The following is a 26333-nucleotide window of genomic DNA, read 5'->3' as shown; positions in this document are numbered from 1 at the left end:
TTCCGTACCGTGAAGACCGTCTGACCTGTGCGAACCGAGCACCTTCACCCGATGTGCGTAGTCGATCCTCATCCTCTTCCCGCCGGAAGCCCCACCCCGGCGTGATCCATACCTTTTCCCCCAGTGCTGCTTCCCGTGGCAGCGGCCTTTCCGGCATTCGCAGTGTCCGCGGTGACAATGCCGGCGAAGGGGAGACGAGATCGCGACGCGTTTCGCATGCGCCGGCGCCGCGTCCAATTTCACCGTCTTGGCGGGCGTGTCGGCCACCGCCTCCCCGGCCGGCAGTCCCAGAGCCCCGCAGGCGACGCTCAACGCCAGCACCCGGGCCAGCAGACGAGAAATCACTTGGGCTCCCCGGCGGTGAGAATGGGCGTATTCCTGCCGCGCATTAATTCACGGCGTGAGCAGGAGATACCCCTTCATCAAGTGATAACGCGTGGCCGCGGTTGCGATGGAGGCAAACAGATGACACCTCAATCCAAAAGGCGTCCATTCAGTCCGTTCATCACCGATTCATCACGACCTGAGTGACTACGGCCGATGTGCTGGGCGCGAATTGGGCCCAGTCCTCGTTCACGGCGGTGCCGCCGTCCACATATACGGCGGTGATCTGGTGCCCTCCCCTGGTGAGGCCGGAGGTCGTGAACGTCGCCTGGCCCGCCGCGTCGATCGTCGCCGAGCCGACGACCGTGTCGCCGTCCCGGAACAGCACCTCGTTGGAGGGCGGGAAACCGAGGTAGTTCCCGGTCACCGTGGCGACGAAGGTCACCGGCTCGCCCTTGCGGGAGGGGTTGGGGGACGAGGTCAGGGTCGTGGCGGTGGCGGGGTTGTTGGGCCAGGTGACACGGGTGGCGGGCAGGTAGGTCGTGCCCTCGAGCATCACCATGTCGTTGAGGGCCATGGCACGACCGTAGAAGGCGGTCCCCGTGGTCACCGCGACGGCGCGGTTCGCCAGGATGTTCCCCCTGAAGGTCGAGTACCTTCCGAGGGTCGCGGAGCCGCCGACCTGCCAGACGACGTTGTCCGGCTGGGCGCCGTTCACCAGGTCGATATTGCTGACCCTCGCCGTGTTCAGGGCGGAGTCGGCCTGGAAGATGAAGACGGCGTCCTTGTTCCCCTCGGCGTCGAGGGTGAGGGTCCCGGCCAGCTCGAAGACGCCGCCAGGGGTGTCGTAGACACCTGAGGGCAACGTCCTCCCACCCAGCTGCGGCGCCAGCGTGGCCGTGGGCGTCCGGCCCGCGGCGTCGTTGTAGGCGGCGACCGCGGCGGCCTTCTCGTTCCTCGCCTCGGCGTTGTCGCGGTCGATGCTTCCCCGCACCTGGCCGGGCGGGAACCCGCTCACCGTGGTCCCGGGGCTGATGCTGACGTCGCCGGTGATCGTGGTGGTGCCCCCGCCGCGGTTCATGACGGCGGTTCCCGCCATGACCGTGCAGTCGCGGGCATAGCCGAACCCGACCGGCCGCACCACAGCGCGTGCACCGCCGACCGGCGGCACCACAGCGCGTGCACCACCGACCGGCGGCACCACAGCGCGTGCACCACCGACCGGCGGCACCACAGCGCGTGCACCGCCGTGAGCGATGGGCACACCGGCCACGAAGAGTATGGAAAGGGTCGCGGTGAACCGTAGAACACGAGAGCGACCGACATTCATCATCAGTTATCCCTTGCCGGACGATGGAATTCTCGGGCGTGCCAGGACGGCGTAGCCGGCCGGCTCGGCTCACAGGCATTCGACGTTGGCGCCGCGACAGCGATTGCGTGCGTCGAACACGAAATCGCTCACTCGCCCCACCAGGTCGTAGTCGAAGCAATCGTGGTCGGTGAGGACGACGACGGCGTCCGCCCAGGCCAGCTGCGCATCCGTCAGCCTGACCGCGTCGATCTCGGCCGGAAGCTGGAAGGCGTCCACGTACGGATCCACGGCCCGCACCTCCGCGCCCAGTTTGCAGAGGGCCTTGACGACCTCGATCGCCGGCGATTCACGGCAATCTCCCGCGTTCTTCTTGTAAGCCAGTCCGAGCACGAGCATCCGGCTGCCCTTGATCGGCTTGCGCCGCTGGTTCAGCGCGAGGGCGAGCCGCTGCACGACGTGATCCGGCATGTGGTCGTTGATATCGTTCGCCAGCTCCACGAACCGGAAGTTGTGCCCAAGGCTCCGCTTGACCCGCCACGACAGGTACGACGGGTCGATGGGCAGGCAGTGGCCGCCCACCCCTGGCCCCGGAGTGAAGCGCATGTAGCCGAACGGCTTGGTGGAGGCCGCGTCGATGGCCTCCCAGACGTCTATCTTGAGTTGCTGAGCGAAGATGGAAAGCTCGTTCACCAAAGCGATGTTGACGTGCCTGAACGTGTTCTCGAGGAGCTTGCACAACTCCGCCACCTGCAGCGAGGAGACGGGAACGACGTCCCGGACGATCCGCCGGTAGAACGCCTGGATCCTCTCCAGGGAGGCCTCGTCGATCCCGGACACCACCTTCGGCGTGTTCTCCAGGCGCCACTGCGCGTTCCCCGGGTCGATTCGTTCCGGGCTGTACCCGAGGAAGAAGTCTTCGGGCGTGCGCAGCCCGGACCTCTCCTCGAGCAGGGGGCGAAGAAATTCCTCGGTGGTGCCGGGATAGGTGGTGGACTCCAGGATGACCGTCGCGCCGGGCCGCAGGAGCGGGGCGACGGACTCCCCCGCCGAACCGATGTGACGGAGATCGGGAACGCCTTCACGAAGCGGAGTGGGAACGGTGATCACGCAGACATCGAACGCCTCCGCGTCGGCGTAGTCGGCGCTGGCCAGGTAGCGACCGGAACGATGGGCGGCGGCCAGCACGTCGTCGCCGACGTCTTCGACGTAGGACTCGGCGGCGTTGAGCCGCTTGACCCGCCACTCGTCCACGTCGATCCCCACGACGTGGAAACCGGCCTCCACGGCCCGCATCGCCAAAGGCAGGCCCACATAACCCTGTCCGACGACGACTAGTCTCTCTCCCATGCTGGCCCCCGTTGCTTCTCGATGAGATGGATGTGACTGTAGAACTTCGGCGGCGAGAAATGGATCACCCGCCGCAGAACAGGCGTGTCCTGCTTTGGACTTCGACAAGTGGTTGCGGGAGCGGGCGAAAAGCGTTTTCAGTTCGCGACAGTTCGCAAAGAAGGTCCGGGATCTGCACGAAGGGCCCCACAAACACTCGTATTGCCGCGCCGCACGGACGGGACCGCGGTGAGGGCAAGGGCCATGCATTCCGATGGCGAGCCCCAGGAACGAGTGCGCTGCTATGAAAGGGCAGGAGCATCCGGAGGAACACGGAATAGCCGATAGGTCTCACGGGGTTGGGTGTGATTCGCAGTGCGTGGGCGATGTAGCCACCGGAATCCCGTGCCAGAATGCCTGCTGGAATCCGAGCATGGCAGTCGAGCGCAGCAGCACCGCGGCGGTGATCGCAAGGGTGATGGGGGCGCGCGCAGCGGTAAGAATTTTCAAGGGGAGCGGTAGTGGAGCCGCCGGGACGCATGCCATCGAATGTCCTTCCCCGATGCACTCGATTCTCCGGATGGCCCCAGATCATTTTGAGCATGCCTCGAATCTCCATGGGCATGTCCATCCGTCCTTCGCTCCGCGCTGATCGGCTCCCGACAATAATCGACGCATAGCGCCGAGCCGGCTATTGACCAAGGTTGGGAGAGCCCTCTCGTATCCGGCGTGGACGTCTATTTGGGATACGGGGCGTCGCGGTCAGTCTGTTGTTAAGAAGGATGGGTCTCCGCCGACGTAAAAGACCGGCAAGGACATCGGCAGGCACCCACGTCCGAGCCTGCGTAATGAGATGGCGTGGCCAGACTTGCACGCATGGCCAAGACTCCATCGCATGCGGATTCCCCGCTCAGCCCGCTCAAAGTCGCGGAAGGCCTCAGACCATCCGAAATCGACCAGCAGCCTGAAATGAGCCTTCGGCGTCGACGGCGTTTCGTCTCGTCCGGCTGGTTGCCCGCAGTGTCGGTGACGGTCCTCGCCCTGGCTGTTCTGGGACACTACGGGGTTTCCATCAGAGACATGGCCTTCTTCGGGGCCTACGTCGTGCTGTGTCTCACCCTTCCAGGACTGCTGCTCGTCCGCGCACTTTACGGCGGCGCGCGTACGCTCGCAGAGGAGATCGCGCTCGGCCTGGCACTGGGTTACGCGATAGAGATCTTCGCCTACATCGCGGCCCGTGCCGTCGGGACGCCGCTGCTCGTCCTGATATGGCCGGTCACCATCTACGTGGCCTTTCTCGCGCACCCCCGGCTGCGAACGCACTGGAAGGGCCAGACCCACCTCCGCGCGCCCCTGTGGTGGTCGTGGTTCCTCGCGTTGATGCTCGTGTACCTGATCGGCTCCAGTGCCCTCATGTTCTTCCGGGTCAGCGCCCTCACCTGGCCGGAAGCCGGGACGTCCAATCTGGACCTGTCGTACAGCCTCGCGCTGCTGGGCGAGTTGAAACACCACATGCCGCCCAGAGTGCCCATGGTGGCCAGCGAGCATCTTTACTACCACTGGTTCGTTTACGCGCACTACGCCGCCTCGAGCTGGATCACCGGCGTGGAACCGCTGGTGCTGCTGTTCCGCCTCAGCCTGCTGCCGGTGCTCGCCGCGTTCGTCGTCCTCATCGGGATGGTCGGGCAGCGTGTCATCGGTTCCTGGGCGGGCGCACTACTGGCCGTCGCGGGCACGCTCTTCGTGGCGATTCCCAGCCTCTACGCCAACGCGAACGGGCTGCTGCTCTGGACGGGCTCCCCGCAGGTGCCCTGGATCAGCCCCACCACGACCTTCGGGGCCATGATGTTCGCCCCGGTCGTCCTCCTGCTGATCGACCTTCTCGAGCGCCGGCGAACCGGGATCACCACGTGGGCGCTGCTGGCGATATTCCTGGCCGCGGTCATGGGGGCCAAGGCCACCTACCTTCCCGTGCTACTCGCCGGGCTGGCGGCCGTGGCCGCGGTCGAAGCGGCAAGGCGGCGCAGGCTGCCCCGGCCCGCGTTCGTCGCGATGGGGATGGCCCTCGCGTGTCTCGGCTACGCGCAGTTCGTGCTGTTCGGCCGCGTGCGGCAGGGACTCGCCGTCGACCCTCTGTCAATGGTGCGCTCGACCTGGGGAGCGCTGACGGGCATGGGCGAGCAGGCCACCCCACCGGCGTCCTCGACGGCCGGCGTCACGCTGCTGTACCTGATGAGCTGGGCCGTCGTGTGGTGCGGCATCCTCGGTCTGCTCCGCAGGCCCAGGCTGCTGCTGCGCCCGGCTGTGGTCCTCATGCTCGGCATGAGTGCCGCGGCCAGCGGCGCGGTGCTCCTGCTCGGCAGCACCCATTCCCTGAACCAGGCGTACTTCCTCAAAGGGGCCTTCCCCTATCTGGCCATCCTCTCGGCCAACGGGTTCCTCGTCCTGGCGAGGCGGGAAAGAGTGTCGGCCCTGGCGGCCGTATGCGCGGCCTGCGCCGGAGCGGCGGTCGCCTACGTGATCCGCCTCCTATGCCACGTCGAGGTGCCGCTCCGTCCTGGCCGGACGGACACCGACCTGTACCTGCCGTACCTGGCCCTGGCCGCCGTCGGCGTTCTCGCGACCGGCGTGGTGCTCTCGTTCAAGCGGCGCCCTCGTCCCTTTGCTCTCCTGGTCGCGATGGCGGTGGGCGCCGGGCCGGTCGCCGCCTGGCAGGCCCGCGTCTCCTTGGTCGCGCGTCACGCCCCCGGCCTCTACGAGAGTCGCCAAGTCGACCTGGACCAAGTCCCCCGGGGTGCCCTCACCGCCGCGCGGTGGCTACGGGACCACTCCCGCCCCGACGACCTGATCGCCACCAACGCGCACTGCCGATGGGGGTACGAGAGCCCGTGCGACGCTCGCCACTTCTGGGTGGCGGCGCTGACCGAACGGCGCGTGCTGGTCGAAGGGTGGGCGTTCACGGCGACGAACCTCGACCTGTCGCGCCCCGGCGAACTCGTCGAACAACGCCCGTTCTGGGATCAACAACGCCTGCGATTGAACGAGGCCGTCTTCCGCACCCCCTCGGCGGCCGCGATCAAGCGGTTGCGAGAGCTCTACGGTGTGCGCTGGCTGCTCGCCGACGAGCGTCAGCTAAGCCCGGGAACAAGGATCGACGAGTTCGCGGACTTCCGGCTTCGTTACGGCGACTACGCGATTTACCGGGTCCCGGACGGCACGCGGTCCTGACGGACCGTCCGCACCAACCCTCATCCCTGTTTCCGGAAACAATACCTGTACACCTTTGACGCAATTTGATGCCGTCTGCCAAGTCGGCACGCAAAGCCGGGCACAAGAAATGAGCCGGACACGTGATGAGACAGCAATGGCGCCACGCGCATCTCGGCGAGGATGTCACGGACTGCGGTTTCGGCGGTCTACGATGGACTCCTGCCAGTCGCTGCCATGGGGACATCAGAGAAGGCCGGCGTTTCAAGGAAAACGTCGAGGGGCTTCCGCACAATTGCGTGATCACCGCCAATACAGGGTGCAGTCTCCATCGGCCATCTGGCAGTGATCGCTTCTTGGTGCACTCTGCCCGGCGCACGGTGGGTGACCGTATCAATTTTGGGTGACCTCTAGCGAATTGCAGCAGTGCCTGGTCAAACGAAGGGGTTTCTTTTCGTGGCGACAAGAGAACGAGCCGATCTTCGGCGCGTCGTGCTCCTCATCGGGGAATTGGAGCTCGGGGGCACCGAGAAGCAACTGTTCCTACTGGCGAGCGGGCTGCGCGACAGAGGCATCGAGGTGTCCGTCCTTCTGCTGACCGGAGGCGGCCCTTACGAAGGGGAGCTCCGCGACGCCGGGATCGAAGTGCGTCGTCTCGGCTTCGCCCGTGGACACTTCAGCCCGGGAGTCCTGTGGCGGAACCTTTGGGCCTTCGCACGGCTGGTCAGACTGTTGCACCACCTCAGACCGGATGTACTGCACGCGTTTCTCTTCAGGAGTTACATCGTGGGCCCGCCCGCGGCGAGGTTGGCAGGGGTGCCGGTGGTGGTGGCCGGACGACGTAGCCAGAGCGATTACAAGTCCGGCCGCCGGTGGATCTTCGCCGTCGAGAGAGCCATGACCCGGATCACCGACCACGTCGTCGCCAACGCCTGGGCGGTCCGGGATGACGCCCACACGGTCGAGCGAGTCCCGGCACGCAAGCTGACCGTGATTTACAACGGTCTTCCGACCCACTACTTCGATCACGTGGAGCCCGAGGACGTCGACACCACTCTTCCCGTCATTCTTTGCGTGGCCAACCTCAAGCGCCAGAAGGGGCACTCCTTTCTCATCGACGCCGCCGCGGAGCTCTCCCGACGGGGTCGGCCAGCCACACTGGTGCTCATCGGCGATGGTCCGGAGCGTCCCCGTCTCGAAGCACAGGCCAAGGCGCTGCACGTCGACGCCCGTTTCGTAGGACGCATAACAGCTCCCGAAAGGTTTCTGGCACGCGCTGACGTGGTGGTCCTCCCCTCACTCTCCGAGGGTCTGAGCAACGCCGTCATGGAGGCGATGGCCATGGGCCGTCCGGTCGTCGCCACCGCTGTCGGCGGCACACCCGAACTCCTCGATGGCCGTGGTGTGCTCGTACCCGCCTCGAACCCGACAGCTCTCGCGGATGGGATCGCCCGTGTACTGAACGATCCAGATCTTGCCGCTTCGCTGGGCGCGGAAGCCCGTGGCTGGGCCCTCAAGAACCTCGACGTGGCATGCATGGTCGAGGAGCACACCGATTTGTATCGCCGATTGATGGAGGACCGATGTGCGGGATAGCCGGGATCGCATCTACCTCGCGTCCCGATCCGGGGCTTGTGCGCCACATGTGCGAGGTGATCCTGCACCGAGGCCCGGACGGCGACGGTTTCCATTTCGACGAACACGCGGCGCTCGGCATGCGCCGACTGGCGATCATCGATCTGGCCTCGGGGGAACAGCCCGTGTACAGCGAGGACGGACAGGTTGTGGCCGTCTTCAACGGTGAGATCTACAACTTCGCCGAGTTGCGACAGGACCTTTCCCGGCGAGGGCACCGGCTGCGCGGGACGGGTGATTCCGAGTGCCTGGTCCACCTCTACGAGGAGCACGGCACCGAGATGGTCCACAGGCTCAGGGGAATGTTCGCCTTCGCCATCTGGGATCGCCAACGAGAGCGGTTGGTCCTGGCACGGGACCGGGTGGGGAAGAAGCCTCTCTACTGGCGCTCGGACAACACCTCGATCTGGTTCGGGTCAGAGCTGAAATCCCTGGCCCAGGATCCGAACCTGCGCCGCGAGGTCGATCCGGTGGCCTTGCACCACTATTTGACCTACCAGTACGTCCCCGCACCCTGGTCCATCTACAAGGGGGTACAGAAGCTTCCACCTGGACACCTGCTGGTCTGGGAGCAGGGGAAGGTCTCCGTGCGCCGCTACTGGGGTCTGGACAGTACCCCACGACCCGTGGTGGACGAAGGTGCGGAGGAGGAGCGACTGCGTGAGCTGCTCCTGGAGGCCACCCGGATCCGAATGGTGAGTGAGCGCCCCATTGGCGCATTCCTGTCGGGCGGGGTCGACTCGTCCGCAGTAGTGGCGGCCATGGCCATGCAGAGCCCTGGACGGGTCCGCACATTCTGCATCGGCTTCGAGGACAGCCGTTACGACGAGCGCCACAAAGCGCGGTTGGTGGCCGAGCGGTACGGCACCGACCACCACGAACTCGTCGTCACATCGAGCCTGCTCGACATCCTGCCGCGCATCGCATGGCACTTCGACGAGCCATTCGCCGACTCCTCGGCTGTCCCCAGTTTCTACGTGGCGCAACTGAGCCGGGAACATGTCACCGTCGCGCTCAACGGAGACGGCGGGGACGAGTGTTTCGGCGGGTACCAGCGCTACGTTCTGATGGGGAAGGCCCGATGGATTCCGGCGATGCCTCATGCGCTGGCGGTGGCAACCGCCCGGATCGGCGACATGATCGCGGAGCGAACCACCAGCGGATCGCCGGCCCGACAGCTCGGACGGCTGATGCAGTTCGCCGCGGAGCACCCGTCACGACGCTACGCCCGCCTGATCTCCGGCTTCACACCCGAGCAGAAGCTCGCGATCTACAGTGACGAGCTCCGAGAGCTGCTGGCGGAGACCGACAGTTACCGGCTGCTCGAGGAGATCTTCGAGCACTCATCGGCGGGAACCGATCTCGGCCGGGTTCTGGACGTCGACATCGCCACCTATCTCCCGGGGGACCTGCTGGTCAAGGTCGACATCACAGCCATGGCCAACTCGCTGGAGACCCGCTCCCCGTTTCTCGACCATCACCTCATGGAATGGGCGGCGGGCCTCCCCATCGGGCTGAAGGTCCGCAACGTTCGAACCAAGCTGCTGCTCAAACGAGCGGTCGCTCCCTGGCTGCCCGAGGAAATAGTGAACTATCCCAAGCAGGGTTTCGGCGTGCCGCTGGCCGCCTGGCTCAGAGGTGAGCTGCGTGAGCTGGCCTTCGACATGCTCACCGACGACACCGCCCGCGGGAGAGGCCTGTTCCGCCCATCGGCGGTCCAGGACCTCCTGCGGCGTCACATCGACGGAGCCGACCACAGCGTCCGGCTATGGTCTCTCCTCCAGTTCGAACTCTGGCATCGGGCGCAGGCGGTGCTCGACCGTCCCGTGACGACCGAGACCGGCTGTCCCGCTCCCCTGACTTGACCTCCTCCCCCTCGTGAACGAGGGGGATTCCAACCCTCGCGGGCCGGGTTTCCTGCTTCACCGCCGGTCGCCCGCCAGAGAGGACTCTCTCCTTTGAGGTCTTACACCAGCTCCACAGGCGTTTCACGCACAAGCTGCCGGCCGCCGTGACCGACGGCGCCGACCTGACCATCGGCTCCCGCTGGGTGCCCGGCGTCAAGGTCGTCAACTGGCCCTCCTCGCGGGAGCTGCTGTCCCGCGGCGCCAACACCTACGCCCGGCTGATGCTGGGCATCCCGATCCGCGACGCCACGGCCGGCTACCGCGCCTACCGGGCCACCACGCTCCGCAAGATCGGCCTGGAGAGCGTGGAGTCCCAGGGCTACTGCTTCCAGGTGGACCTGACCCTCCGCACGGTACGGCAGGGCCTGCGGATCGCCGAGGTGCCCATCACGTTCGTCGAGCGGACCGTCGGGGCCAGCAAGATGAGCCGATCCATCGTCGCCGAGGCGCTGCGGCGGGTCACCGTCTGGGGCGTCACCGGGCTGCCCGACCGGCTGCGGCGCCGTCGCTGAGAGCGCGCTGGGAGCGGGCGGGTGCCCGGAACGCGTGCCGAGCACGTCGACGCCGGTCGGCAAGGAAGAGGGCGAATCCGACCGGCAGCGCGGCGATCGTCAAAAGCCTCGCGCGCGCGTTGTCCAGGTCTCTCAGCTGGCGGCCCGGTGTGATTCCCATGTGCAGGCTGGAGCGGACGTACTGCGCGGACCACTTCATGAACCTGTCGCGTGCCTGCGGCCAGTAGTCCAGGTCCTCGTTCAGGGTGACCTTGTAGAAGATACGACGGCCGGCAGCCAGTTCGCCGAACGGCCGATCGCTCAACCTGTCGGCTCCGTCGAGGTGGTAGAACCGGATCGGATGGTCGAGGTAGCGAAGCAGGTGATCGCGGCCGACCTTCCGCCACACCATGCTCTCCGGGATGAACCGTGGACTCGGCGACTCCGGAAAGGGATGGAGCCGGAGGAGATCCAGACGGTCGAACCGCAGATACTCCTCGTGACGCCTGTGCCTGAACAACAGGTCGTAATACGTGCCCTCCAGGTGCGGCAGGCCGTCCGCGAACGGCGGACCGACCACACCGTGCTCTGTCACGCAGCGACCGGCCACGCCGCAGAATCGATCCCGCGACTCCGCGGGGATCTCCGTCCAGGCGCCGCACACCGTGGCGAGCGCGTCCTGCAGTAGCCAGTCGTCGGAATCCACGACCCCCACGAGCTCACCTGTGGCCGCTCGCATCCCCCGGTTCACCGCCACGTGCTTTCCCGCGTTCGCCTCCTGGCGAAGGTAGCTCAGCGGGAAGGGAGCCTGCCTGCTCAACTCGGTGACGAGGTCTTGCGTCCCGTCGGTCGAACCGTCGTCCACGACGACCCATTCGAAGTCGGCATTCTGCCGGGTGAGACTCTCGTAGAGACGGGGAAGCGAATGGGCACGGTTGTACGTGGGCGTTAGCACAGTGATCTTCATCGCGATACCTCACATCTTCGCTTGAACAAGGCGATGTCTGACGCGTTCGAGGACGCGGCGAACCCCTCGCAGCTCCTCGATCCCCGGAACAACGCGGGAGACGGGAAGTCCGGTGGCCCGGAGAAACCAGACCGTCTGCATCAGACCGAAGAAGGCGAAAGCAACGGAGGATGCGACCGCACACCCCAGCACTCCGAGCACGGGGATCAATGCCAGGTTGAGCCCGACATTCAGCACGAATGCCAGCAAGGAAATGCCCGTCGCCATCCCCGGCCTGTTGAGGCGCAGGATGTGCGTCCACATCGGCCGGGTGACCGCATAGACCAGGACACCGGGAGCCAGCCCGAACAGAGGGATCACACTGTCTCGGAATTCGGATCCGTAGACGATGGGAATCAACATGGGTGCGGTCATGCACAGTGCCGCCATCGAGACCACGCCGACCAATCCGGCGAGGCGGGTCGCGGTCGCGGTGATACGGGCGGCGTCCTCAAGGTCCTCGTTCGCCTGCCGGGAGAGCCCGACCAAGGAGAGCGAAACGGTCGCCACGGTCACCAGGTCGACCAGGGTGACCGCGACGGAGAACAGCCCCGCGGCGTAGGAAGAGGTCGCGGCGTTCAACATCAGCACATCGACGCGCAGCAGGATCTGCGTCGCGACGAGGCCGAGATGATTTCGCAAGCCGATCGTCACCGTGCGGACGGCGAGGCTCAGATCGCGGCGCGCGGTGCTGAATCGGCCGACCCGCATGAACAGGACGAGCGTGACCGTCACGGAGAGCACCCATATGGACACGGCCTTGCCGATGGTCAGCGATCCCGTGACCGAGCAGAATGCCAGCAGAACACACTGCGCGGCCGATCCGCCGAAGGTGCCCCAGGTCACCAGCTTGATACGGCCCTCGAGGCCAAGGGCGCCCGACATATACGTGCAGGTCACGATGACGGGCACGGCTAGCAGCACGACGACCAGGAGGACGAGCTCTGAGGAGGTGGCGCTCCTGAAGTCGCCGACGCTGACCGCGACGACTCCCGCGGTGAGGGCCGTGAGGGAGCCGAGGACTGGTCCGAGGAACAGGCTGTTCGCCCGCAGCGCCGGGCGCTCCGCGGAATGTTCCCAGCGTGACACCATCGCCTGGTCGCCGGACAGGTTCCCCAGGAAGCACGAGGTGATCGCGATGGAGAGGAAGACGTAATACGTTCCCCGCCCGGAGGGAGCGAGTTGCCTGGCGAGAAGCACGCCGCTGCACATGGTCATCAGCAATGTGACGGCACGCGCGAACAGGGTGCCGAGCGCCGCCGTGCCCCAGCCGGTCACCGCTTGCCGTCGTGAGAGCGCGCCGGCCTCGCGGCAGCCGTCGCTTCGCCGGGCCACCACCCATGAGCTCGTGCGATTTCGGTGTAGACCGCCTCGGTGTCGGCCACCAGACGTTCCACAGTGAAACGCCGGGCCGTCCAGTCCCTGGCCGCCACTCCCATGGCTTCGCGCAAGGGCTCATCGTCCAGCAGCCGAAGTACGCAATCGGTCAACTCCGCGACGTCCGCGGCGGCCAGCATTCCCGTATGACCGTGGTCGACCACCTCTTCCACGCTGCCCACCCTGGTGGCCACGGCAGGAACCCCGGCCATGCCGGCCTCGATGAGGGACAGGGGCATTCCCTCGTTGTCGGAGGTCAGCAACACCAGATCGGACGCCGCGTAGACCGTCTCCGTATCGGGTCGCCAGCCCAGAATGTGCAGGGCCCCGCCGAACTCGGCCACCGATTCGTGCAGCAAGGCCGTCAGGTTGCCTTCCCCGCAGACCACGAAATGGGTGTCCCTTCGGGCCGCGAGAACCGCCCGTGCCACCGCGAGGAAGCGGTCGGGACGCTTGATCTGGGTGACCCGGCCGACGTAGGCCACCACCGGAGGGTCCGCGGGGAGGCCCAGTGTTCGCCGTGCGGCGCTTCTGTCCGGTATGCCGCCGACCGTGGTGCCCGGCGGCATGAGGACGTACTGATCGGGTCGCCCGATGCCATGGTGGATGAGGTCGTCGCGAACCTGGGTGCCCACAGAGAGAAGCCGCTCGGCACGCGTGGCGAGCGCCCTTTCCACTCCGATGACGAGCCTGGTCTTGGCCGGGGAGAAATATCCGTTGAGCAGATGCCCGTGGAAGGTGTGGACCAGAGCGGGGATACCCGCGAGGATCGCTGCCGACCGCCCGAGCGCGCCGGCCTTGGCGGTATGTGTGTGCACGATATGCGGCTTGAACCGGCGCATCTCCCTGATCAACCAGACGAGCGCCCCAAGATCGTCCAGCAGGTGAACCGACCGGCCGAGTCCTCGGACCACCCGGGCCTCGAGATCGGACCCGCACAGATCCAGGTAGTCGGCCTCGCCCTCCTGTACCTGGCCCGCATAGAGTCGCTGCTCGAATCGCGCCGGGTCCAGATGGCGGCACAGACTGGAGACCTGGCGGGCGGGACCGCCCACGTTCATCCGAGCGATGATCCGCATCACGCGGATCCTATTCCCGACACATCGCATCCGATTTCCTCAAATCCGCACCGGCGATCAGGACAGGTTCGCCGGCCGGCGTCGCCTGTCGAACGAATTCAGAACAGCGAGCCCGCGCCCCGGAATCAGCGCTGTGATCCGCCTTGATCTCGCCCTCACCGGAGCGGCGCGCGGCGAGCAGGCAGGCCAATGAGATCCAGAAGAAGGCAGACCAAGCGGGGTGAGGCAGGTTCACCTCCGTGCTGATCCAGACCATGCTCGAAACGACGACGGCCCGTACGGCTCCGAGATCACCCTCTCTGTGCGGCCTGACCGCTCGATAAAGAATGACCAGGAACACGACGAGCGCCGGGATGCCGTTTTCCGCGGCGATGCGCAGATAGTCGTTGTGGGCACCGCTTCGCTCACCGTATCTGGGCGTGTAATCGATCAGCTGGACAAGATTCCCGTATCCGACGCCCCGAAGCGGGTGCTCCGTGATGAGGCGGAGGGAGAACTGCAGGATTTCGAAGCGCTGGACGTCGCTGGAAGCGATCCCGGACTCATCTCGCCATGGAGCCAGTAGTTCTCCTACGCCCACTCCGAACTTCAGGACCAGTCCAAGCGCGGCACCGGCCACGCTCAAGAGGGCGATGCGAAAAAGCGTGGGACGTCCGGCCACGAGAACGAAGACAGCGCCGACCGCCGTGGCCAGTATTCCGGCCCGTGACTGTGAAGCGAATACGCAGGCAAAACAGATGGCCGCGGGTACCAGCCAACGCGCGGCACGGCGGGCACGGGCCAGGGCCAGGCACGCCACCACGGCCGGCCCCTCAAGCATCCCAAGGCATGTTGAAAGGTATGCGACGGTGCGCAGACGGCCGCCGCCGTCAGAACCGTGCACGAAAGCGAACACCGCGACCGCGACCGCACTCCAGATGAAGACGTTGAGCAGATGCGCCGGCTTGGGCTTGGTCACCATGACAACGGCGAGCATCACCAGGCAGACGAGAAGACCCGGAAAATGACGATCACTGCCACTCCAGTGCCCCCACTCGACGACGACCGGCGGGGCAAGATAGCCGATGAGGATGAGTGCGCCGAGTGCGGCGACAGGTACATGCTCGACGCTCAGTCGCAATCTCCCGTACAGCAATCGCAAACCCAGACTACAGGCGACCAGGACCACACATACGGTGGCAGTGGAGGCAGTGACCTCGGGCAGCACCCAATTGCCGGGGATGCCCACTTCGAAGACCATTGGGACAAGAACGCCGATCGGAAGAAGCGACAGCGCCGCAGCCCGTGGAGCGGCGAACGCGAACACCGCGAACGCGATGAACGGAACAACCATCAGCAGATGATCACGCTGCCTCAAAACGACCAATGCGACCGCGGCCACGGCGGTGGTCAGCAGCACTAGCAGGACATCGCTCCGGGTCAAGCCGCCGAACATCGCTCGCGGTCTGAAGTTACGATCTCCCCAGTCTTCTTTCACCAATGCCGTCAATTCTCTGTTCGGGAGCGGACGGGTTCAGCCAACAAGGCAGTTGTTCTCCTGAACCACGCGACAGTCCGTTCGAGGCCCGCTTCGAGGGGGACCGGCACGTTCCGGGGAAAGAGTTCCAGCAGTCTGTCGTTGCCCGCCCGAGAATGGCGGATGTCGCCGACGCGGGCGGGTTCGTTCACGATGGCGACGGGCCGGTCGACCATCCGGCCGACCATGTGGGCCAACTCCAGAACCGTGACGGAGGTCCCGTAGGCCAGGTTGACCGGCGAGGGGGAGACCAGCCTGCGGACGAGCGCGTCCACGATGACGTTGACGACGGTGCCCACGTAAGTGAAGTCGCGCGACTGGCGACCGTCCCCGTGAACGTGCAAGGACTCCCCGCTCAGCGCCGCGGAGACGAACGCCGGGACCACCGCGGCGTAGGCATGGCCTGCCGGCTGCATCGGTCCGTAGACGTTGAAGAAGCGGAAGGCCAGCACGTCGACGCCGAAGCTGGCGGCGTAGGCGAGCGCGTAGGCTTCCGCGGCCAGCTTGCTCGCCCCGTACGGGCTGAGGGGGAAGGTCGGGAGAGCCTCGTCCTTCACCGGCGCCGACGCCGCGCCGTACACCGAGGACGACGAGGCCACGATCACGTGGGCGCCGGCACTGCGGCAGGCCTCCAGGACGTACAGCGTCCCATTGACGTTGATCTCGTGGCTGTCCAGCGGTGCGGCGACGGACCGTGCCACGGACGGGCGCGCGGCCAGATGGACCACGGCGTCGGCCTCGGCCACGAGCTTGGTCAGAACCTCCCGATCAAGGATGCTGCCGATGACCAGCTCCGTCTCGGTCTCGGTGAGGTTGTCCATCGAGCCGGAGCTGAGATCATCCAGAGCGATCACCCGGTCGAACTTCGGATGCGCGGCGAGCGCGCGACAGAGATTCGAGCCAATGAAGCCTGCTCCACCGGTTACCAAGACCTTCACGCATGTCCCCCCACCACTACAGCAAGGTCGTTTGACAGGACGCTACCGGTAGTGCGCGGAGCGTAGCGAGAAGGACACGAACTCGGTCCGCCATATGTACGCCACTTTGCTACGGCGCGGACATACCCCTTGTCATCCTTTTCGTGGAATACATGGCTTCGTACCGCCAGCACCGATGAAAATGCACGCCAAGTCTATACAAGACAGCGCGTTGCCTTAGCGGGGTAGCAATCGGCTATCAATAATGTTCCGCTGTCCCCCATATGCGACACGCCGACCGAACGGTCCTGAGTGTCCGGGAGAGGAGTCACGTTGACTGTTAGTGGCGCGACATATTTGATCACCGGCGGTAGCGGGTTTGTCGGTTCACATCTCGTGGACGCCCTACTTGGCCGGGGCGATTCGGTGACAATCCTGGACAATCTCTCCACGGGACGCATAGAGAACCTGTCCCATGTGCACCACCATCCTCGTCTCCACTTCGTCCAGGGTTCGATTCTCGACGAATTCGTCGTCGGCGAACTGATGCGCCAGTGTGACGTCGTCGTGCATCTGGCGGCGGCCGTCGGCGTCAAGCTGATCGTCGAGGAACCGCTGAAGTCACTGGTCACCAACATCCGTGGCTCAGAAATCGTCATCGAAGCGGCCCATCGCTATCGAAAGAAGATCCTGCTCGCCAGCACCAGCGAGATTTACGGTAAGAACTCCGCCGGACCGTTGAGAGAAGACGCCGACCGAGTTCTGGGCAACCCGTCCGTGGCGCGCTGGGCCTACAGCACGGCCAAGGCCGTCGACGAGATCCTCGCCAACGCCTATCACAGGGAACGCGACCTCCCCACGATCACCGTCAGGCTGTTCAACACCGTGGGACCACGACAAAGCCCCGCCTATGGCATGGTCATCCCGCGCCTTGTGCGGCAGGCACTCCGGGGCACGGCCCTCACGGTCTTCGGAGACGGGACGCAAACCCGCTGCTTCGCTCACGTCGCGGACGTCGTCGACGCGTTGCTCCGGTTGCTCGACGACGACGCGGCGCTTGGACAGACCTTCAACGTCGGCTCCGCCGACGAGGTGAGCATCCTGGAGTTGGCGAAGCTGGTCATCGAGCACACCGGCTCCACGTCCGCCATCGACATGATCCCCTATCACGAGGCCTATGCCCCGGGCTTCGAGGACATGGTCCGGCGGGTCCCCGACACCTCCAAGATCCACGCGCTCACTGGATGGACGCCGCGGCGGTCGCTGGACGATGTCCTGACCGAGACGATCGCGGAAGCCCGCGCCGAACTGGCAGCGTCACAGCGGTGAACGGAAGCACCGTCCTCATCGCGGCAGCGGCCGCCTTCCTGCTGGCCACGGGAGCCACCGGAGTGCTGGGGCGGCTCGCGCTGCTCTGGGACATCACCGATCGCCCGGGCGGCCACAAGGCTCACGCACAGCCTGTCCCCTACTTGGGAGGTGTCGCGATCGTGCTCGGCACGACGCTCCCCATAGTGGTGCTGGCAGGCTTCGACGATCGCCAATGCATCGCGATCATCCTCGCCGCCACGGCAGTGGCCGTACTGGGCCTGATCGACGATCTATCACCGTCGTCGCTGCACGTCCGGCTGACAGTCGAAACGATGGCGGCGGGCGGAGTGGTGCTGAGCGGAGTCGAGGCGTCGATCACAGGGGGATGGCTGGACGGTCCCATCACCGCACTGTGGATCATCGTGATCACCAACTCCTTCAACCTGCTCGACAACATGGACGGCTCCCTCGGGGCCATCGCGACGGTCAGCGCCGCGTGCCTCGCGGCGACCGCCTCCCTGCAGGGCAAGTCCACGCTCGCACTGCTCCTGGTCACGCTCGCCCTCGCCAGCCTGGGTTTCCTGCGGCACAACTGGGCGCCGGCAAGGGTTTTCATGGGCGATGCCGGGTCACTGTTCATCGGATTCGTCATGGCGTCGTCTGCCGCCTTGCTCGTCACCGGCACGAGTGCCGAGACAGGGATCGCCGGACTCATCCTGCCCACCTTCGTCGCGATCGTCGACACGGGTGTGGTGCTCGTGTCGCGAAAGCGGGCGGGCCGTCCGCTGCTGAGCGGCGGCACCGACCACCTGTCACACCGCCTGCGCCACCTCGGTTTGAGCACAAGGCTGACAGCCCTCACTCTCGCCGCCGTCGCCGCCGTCGCCGGCACGCTGGGTCTCCTGAGCGCCCTGCGGTGGACGCCGGTGCTCACCCTGACCATCGCCACGGTCGGCGTGGCCTTCGTACTCATTGGCCTGGCACAGAGGGTGCATGTCTATTCGTCCGCCCTGCGCCCCAACCACCCATCAAAAATCCGCGAAAGGCGCTGATCCGGTGGATCTGCTCTACTACCTACGACTTGCACGTAGTAACTGGCTGCTCATCCTGCTCTCGATGGTCCTCGCGGCGGCCACGGCGCTCGTGATCACCGCGAAGACGCCGCCACGCTACGCGGCCACTGTGTCCATGCTCGTGTCGGCCCACGACAAGGAGACCAGCACCGCCACCGCCTACCAGGCCGCATTGCTGTCGGCGCAGAGGGTGAAGTCCTATGCCAGGCTGCTGACCAGCCGGAAGCTGGTCAGCCGTGTCGCCTCAGGGGAGGACGAGATCCGGCGGCTGCTGGCGAACGTCACGGCGGAAGCCGTGCCGGACACGGTGATCCTCCAGGCCACGGTGACCGACGGCGACCCCGCCCGTGCCGCGCGGCTGGCCAACGCCCTCGGGACCGCGTTCACCCGCTTGATAGACCAGATGGAGCGGGTCACTCCCAACAGCCCGGCCACCGTCAAGGTCACCGTGGTGGACCAGGCAGGAGTCCCGAAGAAGCCGGTGAGCCCCCGGCCGCTCCTCAACCTGGCGATCGCCCTCCTCATCGCACTGATGGTCGCCGCCTGCGCGATCGCCGTCCGCAAGGTTCTGGACACCGCCGTCACGTCGATAGAAGAGCTGCGCAGGCTGTCGAACAGCCCGGTTCTCGGAGTGATCGGGTACGAGCGCGATGCGCGACGTTACCCTCTGATCCTTCGCCACGATGGGCAATCGTCCAGGTCAGAGGCGTTCCGCTCGCTGCGCACGAATCTGCGCTTCGTCAGCGTCGACCACAAGCCGCGATCGCTCGTGGTCACCAGCTGCCTGCCCAGTGAGGGCAAGACGTCGGTCGCCACCAACCTCGCCATCACGTTCGCGCACGCGGGATGGCGGGTGATCCTGGTGGACGGCGACCTGCGCCGGCCACATGTGCCGGCCTACCTCGGGATCGAGGGGGCGGTGGGTCTCACCGACGTGCTGGTCGGCGACGTGGAGCTGCCGGACGCCGTGCAGAGCTGGGGCGAGCCGAGGCTATCTGTACTGCCGAGCGGCAAGATTCCCCCGAACCCGAGCGAGCTGCTCGGTTCGCAGGAAATGCGCAAGTTGATCAATGGGCTCACCGCCGACTACGACATCGTGATCATCGACACCGCGCCGCTGCTTCCCGTCACCGACGCCGCCGCTCTCGCGGCGACCTGCGATGACGTACTGCTCGTCGCGAAGTGCGGCAAGACCCGGCGGGAGAACGTCACCCGAGCCGGAGAGCTGCTGTCGTCCGTCAACGCGCACCTGGTCGGAGCCGTGCTGAACTTCGTCCCCCACAAGTCAGGCGAAGTCTACGGATACGGCGAGTACCGAACAGACGTCAACGAGCAGCCGGCACCTCTGGTCGGCGTGTGACCTCGGCGGTCAGTATCGCGATCGGGGACGCCAGCGCCGCCTGGACGCGCCGGACGGTCGCCCGGTAGGCACGTGCTGAACCACCGTAGGGGTCAGGGATGTCGGGCTGGTCCACCTGGACCAGCCCGCGGAGAGCCTGCACCTCGGTGACCAGCGTGCTGGCCCGCCTTACGAGATCATCGTGACAGGTGACCTCGACCGCGGAGACGACATCGGCCAGGGCGCCGAACTCGGCGATGGTGAACACCCGTCCCACGGCTCGCGGGCACTCGGAGACCACCCACGCCCGGTGCGCCCGTGTGGCCACCAGGAGGAGATCGGCCTCCCGGATCATCTGGGAGGTGAGCTGCCGCGCCACGGAATCCGCTGCCCGCACCCCCGCCTTCTCCAGAGCGCGGACCGCCTTGGAGGTCATCCTCTCCCCTGGCCTCACGTGGGTGCCGGCGCTTTCCACCACGATGGCCGAGTGACGGGCGAGTGCGGCGCGGGTCAGGCGCTCGGCGATCGGAGAGCGGCAGAGGTTGCCCGTGCACACGAACAACATGCGGAAAGGCGTGTCATGCCGTGCCGCAGACACCACTCGTACGTGTGGCCGTCCTGACGGAGCATGCGTCTGGCCCTCTGACGGCGGGATCTGCACAACCCGACCGGTTTCTGCGAATTCTGGCGAACGCTCCATGAAGGCAACGGTAGATCGGCTTCAACGGGGGACCGCTCACGACGCGCTTCTCTTTAAGCTTTTCTGCCGGTACCGGCGTTAGAGCATGTCAGGGGTTGCAGCCGTGCCGGTCCGGGACGACCCGGGTGTACTGGGGACGGGCCAGAGGCTGCACCGGAACCACCGGTGAGGCTCCGGAGGCGGGCTCCACCAGGCCGAACTCCAGCGTCCTGGACTGCCTCGGGCCGAGCTCCAGCAGGGTGGAGTACACCGGATGCGAGCGCTCGACCTCGCTGATGACCGAAAGCCGGTGGCCGTCGAGCGACGCCGACCTGATCTCGGCCCCCACCCCGGCGTACAGCGACACCCACAACAGGTTGGACCCGACAGGATGAGGGTGCCCGGGGTCGTCCAGCCTGCCGGTGACGTAGGAGGGTAGCGGCTCGCTCGGCACGTCGTTGGTGAGCCGCACTCGCACCGTCGTGGACCGCCGCCCGTCCTGGCAGGGGCCGAGCTCGTACTCGAGGGAGCGGTTCAGGTAGTAGTCGAGCTTGCCGCCGGCCGAGTTGTTGACCACCAGCGCCGCGTACGGCCCGGGCCGGCGCGGCAGCACGCCGCCGAGCACGGTGGCCGACAGGCGCCGTTCCTCGGCGTCATGGCGGCTCCAGATCTGGACCCTGCGCTCCTCCAGCATGGGCTTGAGCACGGGCAGCATCCGGGAAGGCTCGTCGAAGGACTTGGGCAGCGCCTCGCTGACGGTCGTGGCGATCGAGATGAGGTACCGCTTGCGCTCCAGGGGATCGGGGAAGCGGGCGTAGGCGGCGCGCTCGGTCAGATCGACGACGTTCGTGGCGCTGACCTTCTCGCCGCCGGGGAGGGTGACCGGCCCGATCAGGCCGAGCAGGTAGGACAGGGCGACCGGGTCGAGCGCGATGGCGCCGTCCAGCCGCCGGCCGCTCTGGCGTTGCCACAGAGCGGCCCAGGTCTTCGCGGCGTAGGGAAAGTGCGGGGAGACGTTGGAAGCGGAGAGCAGCCGGGTCGCGGCCGGGCCGTACCGGGCGCGGAACTCCAGGCCGTGGTCGATGACGGGGCGGGCGCTGGTGCCCAGGCCGTTGTTGGCGGCCAGCCGCGTGACGTGGATGCGGCCGTGGTCGGCTGAAAGGATGCCGAAGGCGCCGACGAGGCCGCCGGTTCCCCGCGATTCTGCGTTGGTCTGGAAGGCCAGGAAGTAGCGGCGGGGGCCGTCGTTGCCCAGCATCGGCGGGATCAGGTTCGCGGCGGTGGCCGCACCGCCGATCCAGCGGCGCAGCCGGTCCAGCTCGTACAGGGCCGCGGCCCGTGCCTGGTCCACGGAGGCCACCCCGGTGCGAGCCGGGGTGGCCATCAGGTCGCCGTGCGCTCGCGTGAGCCGGGCGGTGGCACCGTCGAGAACCGGTGCCGCCGCCTTCAGACCGTCCAGGAGCTGATGTACGTCGTCGGTGGAGCCCGACCCCGCCGTGAGGAGTGACGTGCCGGTACCCTGGACGCCGGTCAGCACGTCGGTGATCTCGGCGGCGGACTCGGCCAGGCCCCGCACGGTCGTGGCGCCGTCTCCGACCACGGGCAGATGGGTCAGCAGCGACCAGTCCGGCCCGCTGGTGAGGCGCCGTGCCTCGGCCGCGTGACGGTGGGCGTCGGCCAGCGTCACGCGGATCCGGTCGAGGTCACGGGCGCTCATCACCGCGCGGAGATGCACCAGGGCGTCCCTGGTCGCCTGCAGGTGGTCGCGGACGCCGAGGCCCCGATGCACCGACCATCCCGCGGACGACGCCAGGACGACCACGGAGGCGAGCGAACCGGCGACGACCCGGCGTCGTCGTCTAGCGCGCACCAGTGGTTCGGCGGCGCCGGACCGAGATCAGGACACCGGCGGCTCCGGCGACGAGCAGGGCGCTGCCCACTCCGGCCACCGCTGCCACGGGCGCGCCCGTGAAGGGCAGGCTCCTGGCCGCCTGCTGCCCGCCGGCCTCGTGACCGCCGCCCGCGTGCCCACCACCCTTGTGGCCGCCGGACGCCTCCGCCCCGGATTCCTCGCCCCCGGGCCCGCCTTCGTGCCCGCCGAAGTCGTGGCCGCCGTAGTGGTGGTCACGGTCCGAGTTGTGGTGACCGCCGCCGTGGTCGTTCGCATTCTCGAGGTGGAGGAACCTGTCGGCCTTGATGATCTCGTCGTCGTCGTCGGAATGATGGTTGTCCGACTTGTCGTACCTGTCGAATTTATCGACTTTGTTCAACGACTCAGGCTCGGTGGTCACCACATCTGTTTCGTCTTGCTTTTCGTGCTTGTCCTGCTTGTCGTGCTCGTCTTTATGGTCGCACTTCTCCCGACCGGGACGATTCACGACATTACTGGGCGGCGACACGTTTCCCGCCGCGTCCCTCGCCCGGACGTAGTAGGACACCGTCTCGCAGATCGACACTCTGTCGGTGTACGTCAGGACGTTGGCCGGAACGCTCGCGATCAGCCGGAACGGCGATCCGCTGCGGTAGATGTCGTAGGCGACCACACCCGGATGCACCGGGTAGTCGGGCCCGTCCTTGGAGGGGTCCCAGGCCAGCGTGATCCACCAGTGGCCACGCTCGGACAGGCGAAGGTTGGTCGGCGCGGTCGGCGGCGTGGTGTCCGGCTGAGCGGGCAGCCGGTACCCGGCCGACCGCAGCGCCTGGGTGTCCACGGCCGCCATCGCGACCGTACTCGTCGCGGCTCCGCTAGCGAGCGTCGCCGCCAGAAGAATAGGTATCGTATATTTCCGAGCCATTCAGGACTCCCCGATGGACAATGATTCGGGCCATGAGAAACATCGCCCGGCTACCGAGCGACATGTCGATGGATACCGTTGTATCCACTTGAGCCGAATGGCCGCCGCCCGGCGCACGCGAATTACCCAAAGATCGGGGACGGTTTTCGCCGACTTGACCAATGGAGAGACCCCCGCCGTGGGAGGGGTGCACGGCGGGGGTCTCTCGTTGGGAAGGGAGTTCTGAGTTATCGGCCTCTCGGGCCGGCCGCCGGCCGAGTGGCCTCGGTCAGCGGCCCTTGAGGCGCCGGGTTCAGCGTCCGACGTTCGCCGGGTGGCCGACGGCCAGGCCGCTGTCGGTGTCGAAGAAGTGGAAGTTGTGCGTGTCGACGACGAGTTCGATGCTCTCGCCGGGACGGGCGTGGCTGCGGGCGTTGACGCGGGCGGTCCACAGCGACTTGTCGCCGATCAGCGGCAGCACGGCCTCTTCGTCGTCGCCGGTGTCCTGCGCGGCCACGGTGTCCTTGTGCTCGACCGGCGGGGCGTCGATGAGGAACAGGACGTTGATCTCGCTGCCCAGCTCCTCGGTGACCTCCACGCGGGTCGGGATGTGGGCCCAGCCGCCGGAGTGGCCGGTCGCGGAGGCGGCGTCCTCGAAGTCGGAGGGACGGATGCCGAGGATCAGCTTCTTGCCGAGGTACTGGTCGAGCCCCGGCTTCTCGGCGAAGGTCGAGTCGGGCACCGCGAGCTTGTAGCCCGCGAAGACCACAGCGGCGCCGGAGTCGTCACGCACGAGCTCGGCGTTGACGAAGTTCATGGACGGGGAGCCCATGAAGCCGGCGACGAACAGGTTGACCGGGCTGTCGAAGAGGTTCTGCGGGGTGTCGACCTGCTGGAGGATGCCGTCGCGCAGCACGCAGACCCGGTCGCCGAGGGTCATGGCCTCGACCTGGTCGTGGGTGACGTAGACCGTGGTGACACCGAGACGCTCGTGCATCTGGTTGAGCGAGGCCCGCATCGAGACGCGGAGCTTGGCGTCGAGGTTCGACAGCGGCTCGTCCATGAGGAAGGCCTGCGGCTCGCGGACGATGGCGCGGCCCATGGCGACACGCTGGCGCTGGCCACCGGACAGGGCGGCCGGCTTGCGCTTGAGGTACTGGTCGAGGCCCAGCATCTTGGCGGCTTCCTGCACCCGCTTGGCGATCTCGGCCTTGGGCATCTTGCGCAGCTTGAGGCCGAAGGCGAGGTTCTCCTCGACGGTCATGTGCGGGTAGAGCGCGTAGTTCTGGAAGACCATCGCGATGTCGCGGTCCTTCGGCGGGAGGTGGTTGACCACCCGGTCACCGATGGCGATCTCGCCGCCACTGATGTCCTCAAGCCCCGCGATCATGCGGAGCGCCGTGGACTTTCCACATCCCGACGGACCGACGAGGACCATGAACTCGCCGTCGTGGATCTCCAGATTGAGGCCGTTCACAGCTTTCACACCGCCGGCGTAGATCTTGTCGACGTTGCGCAGAACGATTGATGCCATGACAGTCCTTCGTGCGTCCGGGTGCCGCCGGAGGTGGATACGTTTTCATGAATCTCACCGGAACCGGACATCACTGTCAAGCCCTTCTGGAATATAGGCTTCTCACACTCTTCGGAACACCCCTCTGCCTTGGCTTCTCCATGGAATCTATGATGGAATCGTTTCCATGAGGAGTGACGGGCAGCGCCGTGCGACCATCAAGGACGTGGCCGAGGCGGCGGAGGTCGGAGTCGCCACCGTCTCGCGCGTGCTGTCGGGCACCGGGTCGGCGAGCCCGGCGACGAGGGAGAAGGTCCTGGCCGCCGCCGCGCGGCTGGACTACCGCCCGAGCGCCCTCGGACGGAACCTGCGCCGGCAGCGCACCGGCGGCATCGGGCTGCTCGTTCCCGACATCACCGACATCTTCTACGGCCGGCTGGCCGACGGGGTGCTCGCCTGCGCCCAGTCGGCGGGCGAGCCGGTGATGATCGGCACCACCGGCGACGATCCCGAGCGGGAGGCCGAGCTGATCGGCACGCTCATCGAGGAGAGCGTGGAGCGGGTGATCGCGGTGCCGTCCGGCGACGGCGAGATGTGGGGGCCGGCCTTCCGCGCCGGGCTCGGCGTGGTCTTCGCCGAGCGACCCGTGCCCGGCCGCGAGAACGTCCCCGCGGTGGTCACCGACGACCGCACGGGAGTCCGCACCGCCGTGGAGTACCTCGCGGGTCTCGGGCACCGGCGCATCGCCTTCCTCGCCCGGCACGGGCAGGCGCAGCGCGTGCGCGCCTTCCGCGAGGCGCTGGCCGCGCTCGGCGTGCCGGTCGACGAGGAGCTGATCGTGCACGCGCACGCCACCCGCGACTCGGCGTACGCGGCCGCCGCCGGGCTGCTGCAGCACCGCTCCGACCTCACCGCCGTGCTGGCCGGGGGGAACGTGCTCGGCGAGGCGGCCGTCCTGGCGGCGCGGGAGCTCGACTTCCGCGTGCCGCGCGACGTGTCGCTGATCATGTTCGACGACGTGCCGTGGGCGGAGCTCTGCCATCCCCCGCTCACGGTGATCTCCCAGCCGGCCCAGGACATGGGCTACCGCGCGGCCGAGCTGGTCCTGCGCGAGGGGCGCCGCTCGCGCACGGTCACGCTGCCCACCGAACTGATCGTCCGGGGCAGTTGCGGGCCGCGCCGCTGACCGTCCCGCTCCTGGGCCCCGGTCGCATCTTGCGCGGGCCGGGCGCTGCACCCGTACCACCCTCTATCGCCGCGAAACCGCTCAGAACCGGCAGGTGACGGCCGCCGCGGCGCGCCGGGCGGGATGTCGCGGTGGTCCCGTATTCACGGGCGCTGTGGCGCGAAACCTCAACCGTGCGGCATTTCTGGACCACACGATGATCACGACGGACGCGAGGCAGGGCAACGAGCCCCCGCGAGACGGCAGAGATGTCCCGCCCTGATCGCAAACAACTGTCCGGGGCGTGTCGCGAATCGTGGGTCGAGGGCGGATCGGCTACTAGAAACCGCCGTAGAACCCGTCGCGGCGCCTTCCGGGGGAC

Annotated in this window: 19 protein-coding genes; 8 read left to right on the top strand and 11 right to left on the bottom strand. The window is 66.8% G+C overall.

Annotated features, from left to right (window positions below; all coding sequences use genetic code 11):
• Positions 1–505: 505 nt before the first annotated feature.
• On the bottom strand, positions 506–1468 hold the full coding sequence (locus MYF83_RS29245) for an ice-binding family protein (RefSeq protein ID WP_248963956.1): 963 nt from the start codon (positions 1466–1468) through the stop codon (positions 506–508).
• A gap of 255 nt (positions 1469–1723) precedes the next feature.
• Positions 1724–2983, bottom strand: coding sequence for a nucleotide sugar dehydrogenase (locus MYF83_RS29240; protein ID WP_248963955.1), 1260 nt, complete (start codon positions 2981–2983; stop codon positions 1724–1726).
• A gap of 1059 nt (positions 2984–4042) precedes the next feature.
• On the opposite strand from MYF83_RS29240, the gene MYF83_RS29235 reads away from it, so the two are divergent.
• The 4 genes from MYF83_RS29235 (at position 4043) to MYF83_RS29220 (ending at position 10223) form a co-directional block, all read left to right on the top strand.
• On the top strand, positions 4043–6190 hold the full coding sequence (locus MYF83_RS29235; RefSeq protein WP_248963954.1) for a hypothetical protein: 2148 nt from the start codon (positions 4043–4045) through the stop codon (positions 6188–6190).
• A 435-nt stretch (positions 6191–6625) separates the two neighbouring features.
• On the top strand, positions 6626–7765 hold the full coding sequence (locus tag MYF83_RS29230) for a glycosyltransferase (RefSeq protein WP_248963953.1): 1140 nt from the start codon (positions 6626–6628) through the stop codon (positions 7763–7765).
• 47 nt (positions 7766–7812) lie between these two features.
• Positions 7813–9669, top strand: a complete 1857-nt coding sequence (gene asnB, locus MYF83_RS29225; RefSeq protein WP_248963952.1) for an asparagine synthase (glutamine-hydrolyzing) — start codon at positions 7813–7815, stop codon at positions 9667–9669.
• 146 nt (positions 9670–9815) lie between these two features.
• Positions 9816–10223, top strand: a complete 408-nt coding sequence (locus MYF83_RS29220; protein ID WP_248963951.1) for a glycosyltransferase family protein — start codon at positions 9816–9818, stop codon at positions 10221–10223.
• Here MYF83_RS29220 and MYF83_RS29215 read toward each other — a convergent pair.
• The 5 genes from MYF83_RS29215 to MYF83_RS29195 all read right to left on the bottom strand — a co-directional run bounded on the left by MYF83_RS29215 (position 10186) and on the right by MYF83_RS29195 (position 16118).
• Positions 10186–11169 (bottom strand): glycosyltransferase family 2 protein, encoded by a 984-nt coding sequence (locus MYF83_RS29215; protein ID WP_248963950.1) that lies wholly within the window; start codon positions 11167–11169, stop codon positions 10186–10188. The genes MYF83_RS29220 and MYF83_RS29215 overlap by 38 nt on opposite strands.
• Positions 11170–11178: 9 nt before the next feature.
• Complete coding sequence (locus MYF83_RS43945) at positions 11179–12486, bottom strand: lipopolysaccharide biosynthesis protein (protein ID WP_248963949.1); 1308 nt, start codon at positions 12484–12486, stop codon at positions 11179–11181.
• A complete protein-coding gene (locus MYF83_RS29205) occupies positions 12483–13664 on the bottom strand; it encodes a glycosyltransferase (RefSeq protein ID WP_248963948.1) in 1182 nt (393 codons plus the stop codon). Before MYF83_RS29205 ends, MYF83_RS43945 begins: the two co-directional genes overlap by 4 nt.
• A 10-nt stretch (positions 13665–13674) precedes the next feature.
• Positions 13675–15063: an O-antigen ligase family protein gene (locus MYF83_RS29200; RefSeq protein ID WP_248963947.1), complete on the bottom strand. Its 1389-nt coding sequence runs from the start codon at positions 15061–15063 to the stop codon at positions 13675–13677.
• Positions 15064–15149: 86 nt separating this feature from the next.
• Entirely contained in the window at positions 15150–16118 is a 969-nt protein-coding gene (locus tag MYF83_RS29195) for an NAD-dependent epimerase/dehydratase family protein (RefSeq protein ID WP_248963946.1), read from the bottom strand.
• Positions 16119–16409: 291 nt separating this feature from the next.
• Here MYF83_RS29195 and MYF83_RS29190 point away from each other — a divergent pair, with 291 nt between their 5' ends.
• From MYF83_RS29190 to MYF83_RS29180, 3 genes are all read left to right on the top strand, one after another.
• Entirely contained in the window at positions 16410–17426 is a 1017-nt protein-coding gene (locus tag MYF83_RS29190) for a GDP-mannose 4,6-dehydratase (protein WP_248963945.1), read from the top strand.
• 62 nt (positions 17427–17488) lie between these two features.
• Positions 17489–18460, top strand: a complete 972-nt coding sequence (locus tag MYF83_RS29185) for an MraY family glycosyltransferase (protein ID WP_248963944.1) — start codon at positions 17489–17491, stop codon at positions 18458–18460.
• A gap of 4 nt (positions 18461–18464) precedes the next feature.
• A complete protein-coding gene (locus MYF83_RS29180; protein WP_248963943.1) occupies positions 18465–19841 on the top strand; it encodes a tyrosine-protein kinase domain-containing protein in 1377 nt (458 codons plus the stop codon).
• Here MYF83_RS29180 and MYF83_RS29175 read toward each other — a convergent pair.
• From MYF83_RS29175 to MYF83_RS29160, 4 genes are all read right to left on the bottom strand, one after another.
• Positions 19807–20385 carry an arsenate reductase/protein-tyrosine-phosphatase family protein gene (locus MYF83_RS29175; protein WP_248963942.1) on the bottom strand — a complete coding sequence of 193 codons (579 nt, stop codon included), beginning with the start codon at positions 20383–20385 and terminating at the stop codon, positions 19807–19809. The genes MYF83_RS29180 and MYF83_RS29175 overlap by 35 nt on opposite strands.
• A gap of 223 nt (positions 20386–20608) precedes the next feature.
• Positions 20609–22369 carry a DUF4012 domain-containing protein gene (locus tag MYF83_RS29170; protein WP_248963941.1) on the bottom strand — a complete coding sequence of 587 codons (1761 nt, stop codon included), beginning with the start codon at positions 22367–22369 and terminating at the stop codon, positions 20609–20611.
• Positions 22359–23219 carry a hypothetical protein gene (locus MYF83_RS29165; protein WP_248963940.1) on the bottom strand — a complete coding sequence of 287 codons (861 nt, stop codon included), beginning with the start codon at positions 23217–23219 and terminating at the stop codon, positions 22359–22361. The genes MYF83_RS29170 and MYF83_RS29165 overlap by 11 nt, the downstream gene beginning before the upstream one ends.
• A gap of 367 nt (positions 23220–23586) precedes the next feature.
• Positions 23587–24807: an ABC transporter ATP-binding protein gene (locus MYF83_RS29160; protein WP_248963939.1), complete on the bottom strand. Its 1221-nt coding sequence runs from the start codon at positions 24805–24807 to the stop codon at positions 23587–23589.
• 166 nt (positions 24808–24973) lie between these two features.
• Between MYF83_RS29160 and MYF83_RS29155 the strand changes: the two genes are divergently transcribed.
• Positions 24974–25972, top strand: coding sequence for a LacI family DNA-binding transcriptional regulator (locus tag MYF83_RS29155; protein WP_248963938.1), 999 nt, complete (start codon positions 24974–24976; stop codon positions 25970–25972).
• Positions 25973–26333: the final 361 nt, after the last annotated feature.

This window comes from Sphaerisporangium perillae, assembly GCF_023276435.1.
GTDB lineage: Bacteria > Actinomycetota > Actinomycetes > Streptosporangiales > Streptosporangiaceae > Sphaerisporangium > Sphaerisporangium perillae.
The sequence above is the reverse complement of the archived record's forward strand: the minus strand, read 5'-3'. Positions and strand labels throughout refer to the sequence as shown.

Bases quoted from the DNA above. Each gene is read 5' to 3' on its own strand.
- MYF83_RS29160 (WP_248963939.1), bottom strand. From the start codon at position 24,807: ATGGCATCAATCGTTCTGCGCAACGTCGACAAGATCTACGCCGGCGGT.
- MYF83_RS29175 (WP_248963942.1), bottom strand. From the start codon at position 20,385: ATGTTGTTCGTGTGCACGGGCAACCTCTGCCGCTCTCCGATCGCCGAG.
- MYF83_RS29235 (WP_248963954.1), top strand. From the start codon at position 4,043: ATGGCCTTCTTCGGGGCCTACGTCGTGCTGTGTCTCACCCTTCCAGGA.
- MYF83_RS29165 (WP_248963940.1), bottom strand. From the start codon at position 23,219: ATGGCGGCCGTGGACACCCAGGCGCTGCGGTCGGCCGGGTACCGGCTG.
- MYF83_RS29240 (WP_248963955.1), bottom strand. From the start codon at position 2,983: ATGGGAGAGAGACTAGTCGTCGTCGGACAGGGTTATGTGGGCCTGCCT.
- MYF83_RS29205 (WP_248963948.1), bottom strand. From the start codon at position 13,664: ATGCGGATCATCGCTCGGATGAACGTGGGCGGTCCCGCCCGCCAGGTC.
- asnB (WP_248963952.1), top strand. From the start codon at position 7,813: ATGTGCGAGGTGATCCTGCACCGAGGCCCGGACGGCGACGGTTTCCAT.
- MYF83_RS29215 (WP_248963950.1), bottom strand. From the start codon at position 11,169: ATGAAGATCACTGTGCTAACGCCCACGTACAACCGTGCCCATTCGCTT.
- MYF83_RS29155 (WP_248963938.1), top strand. From the start codon at position 24,974: ATGAGGAGTGACGGGCAGCGCCGTGCGACCATCAAGGACGTGGCCGAG.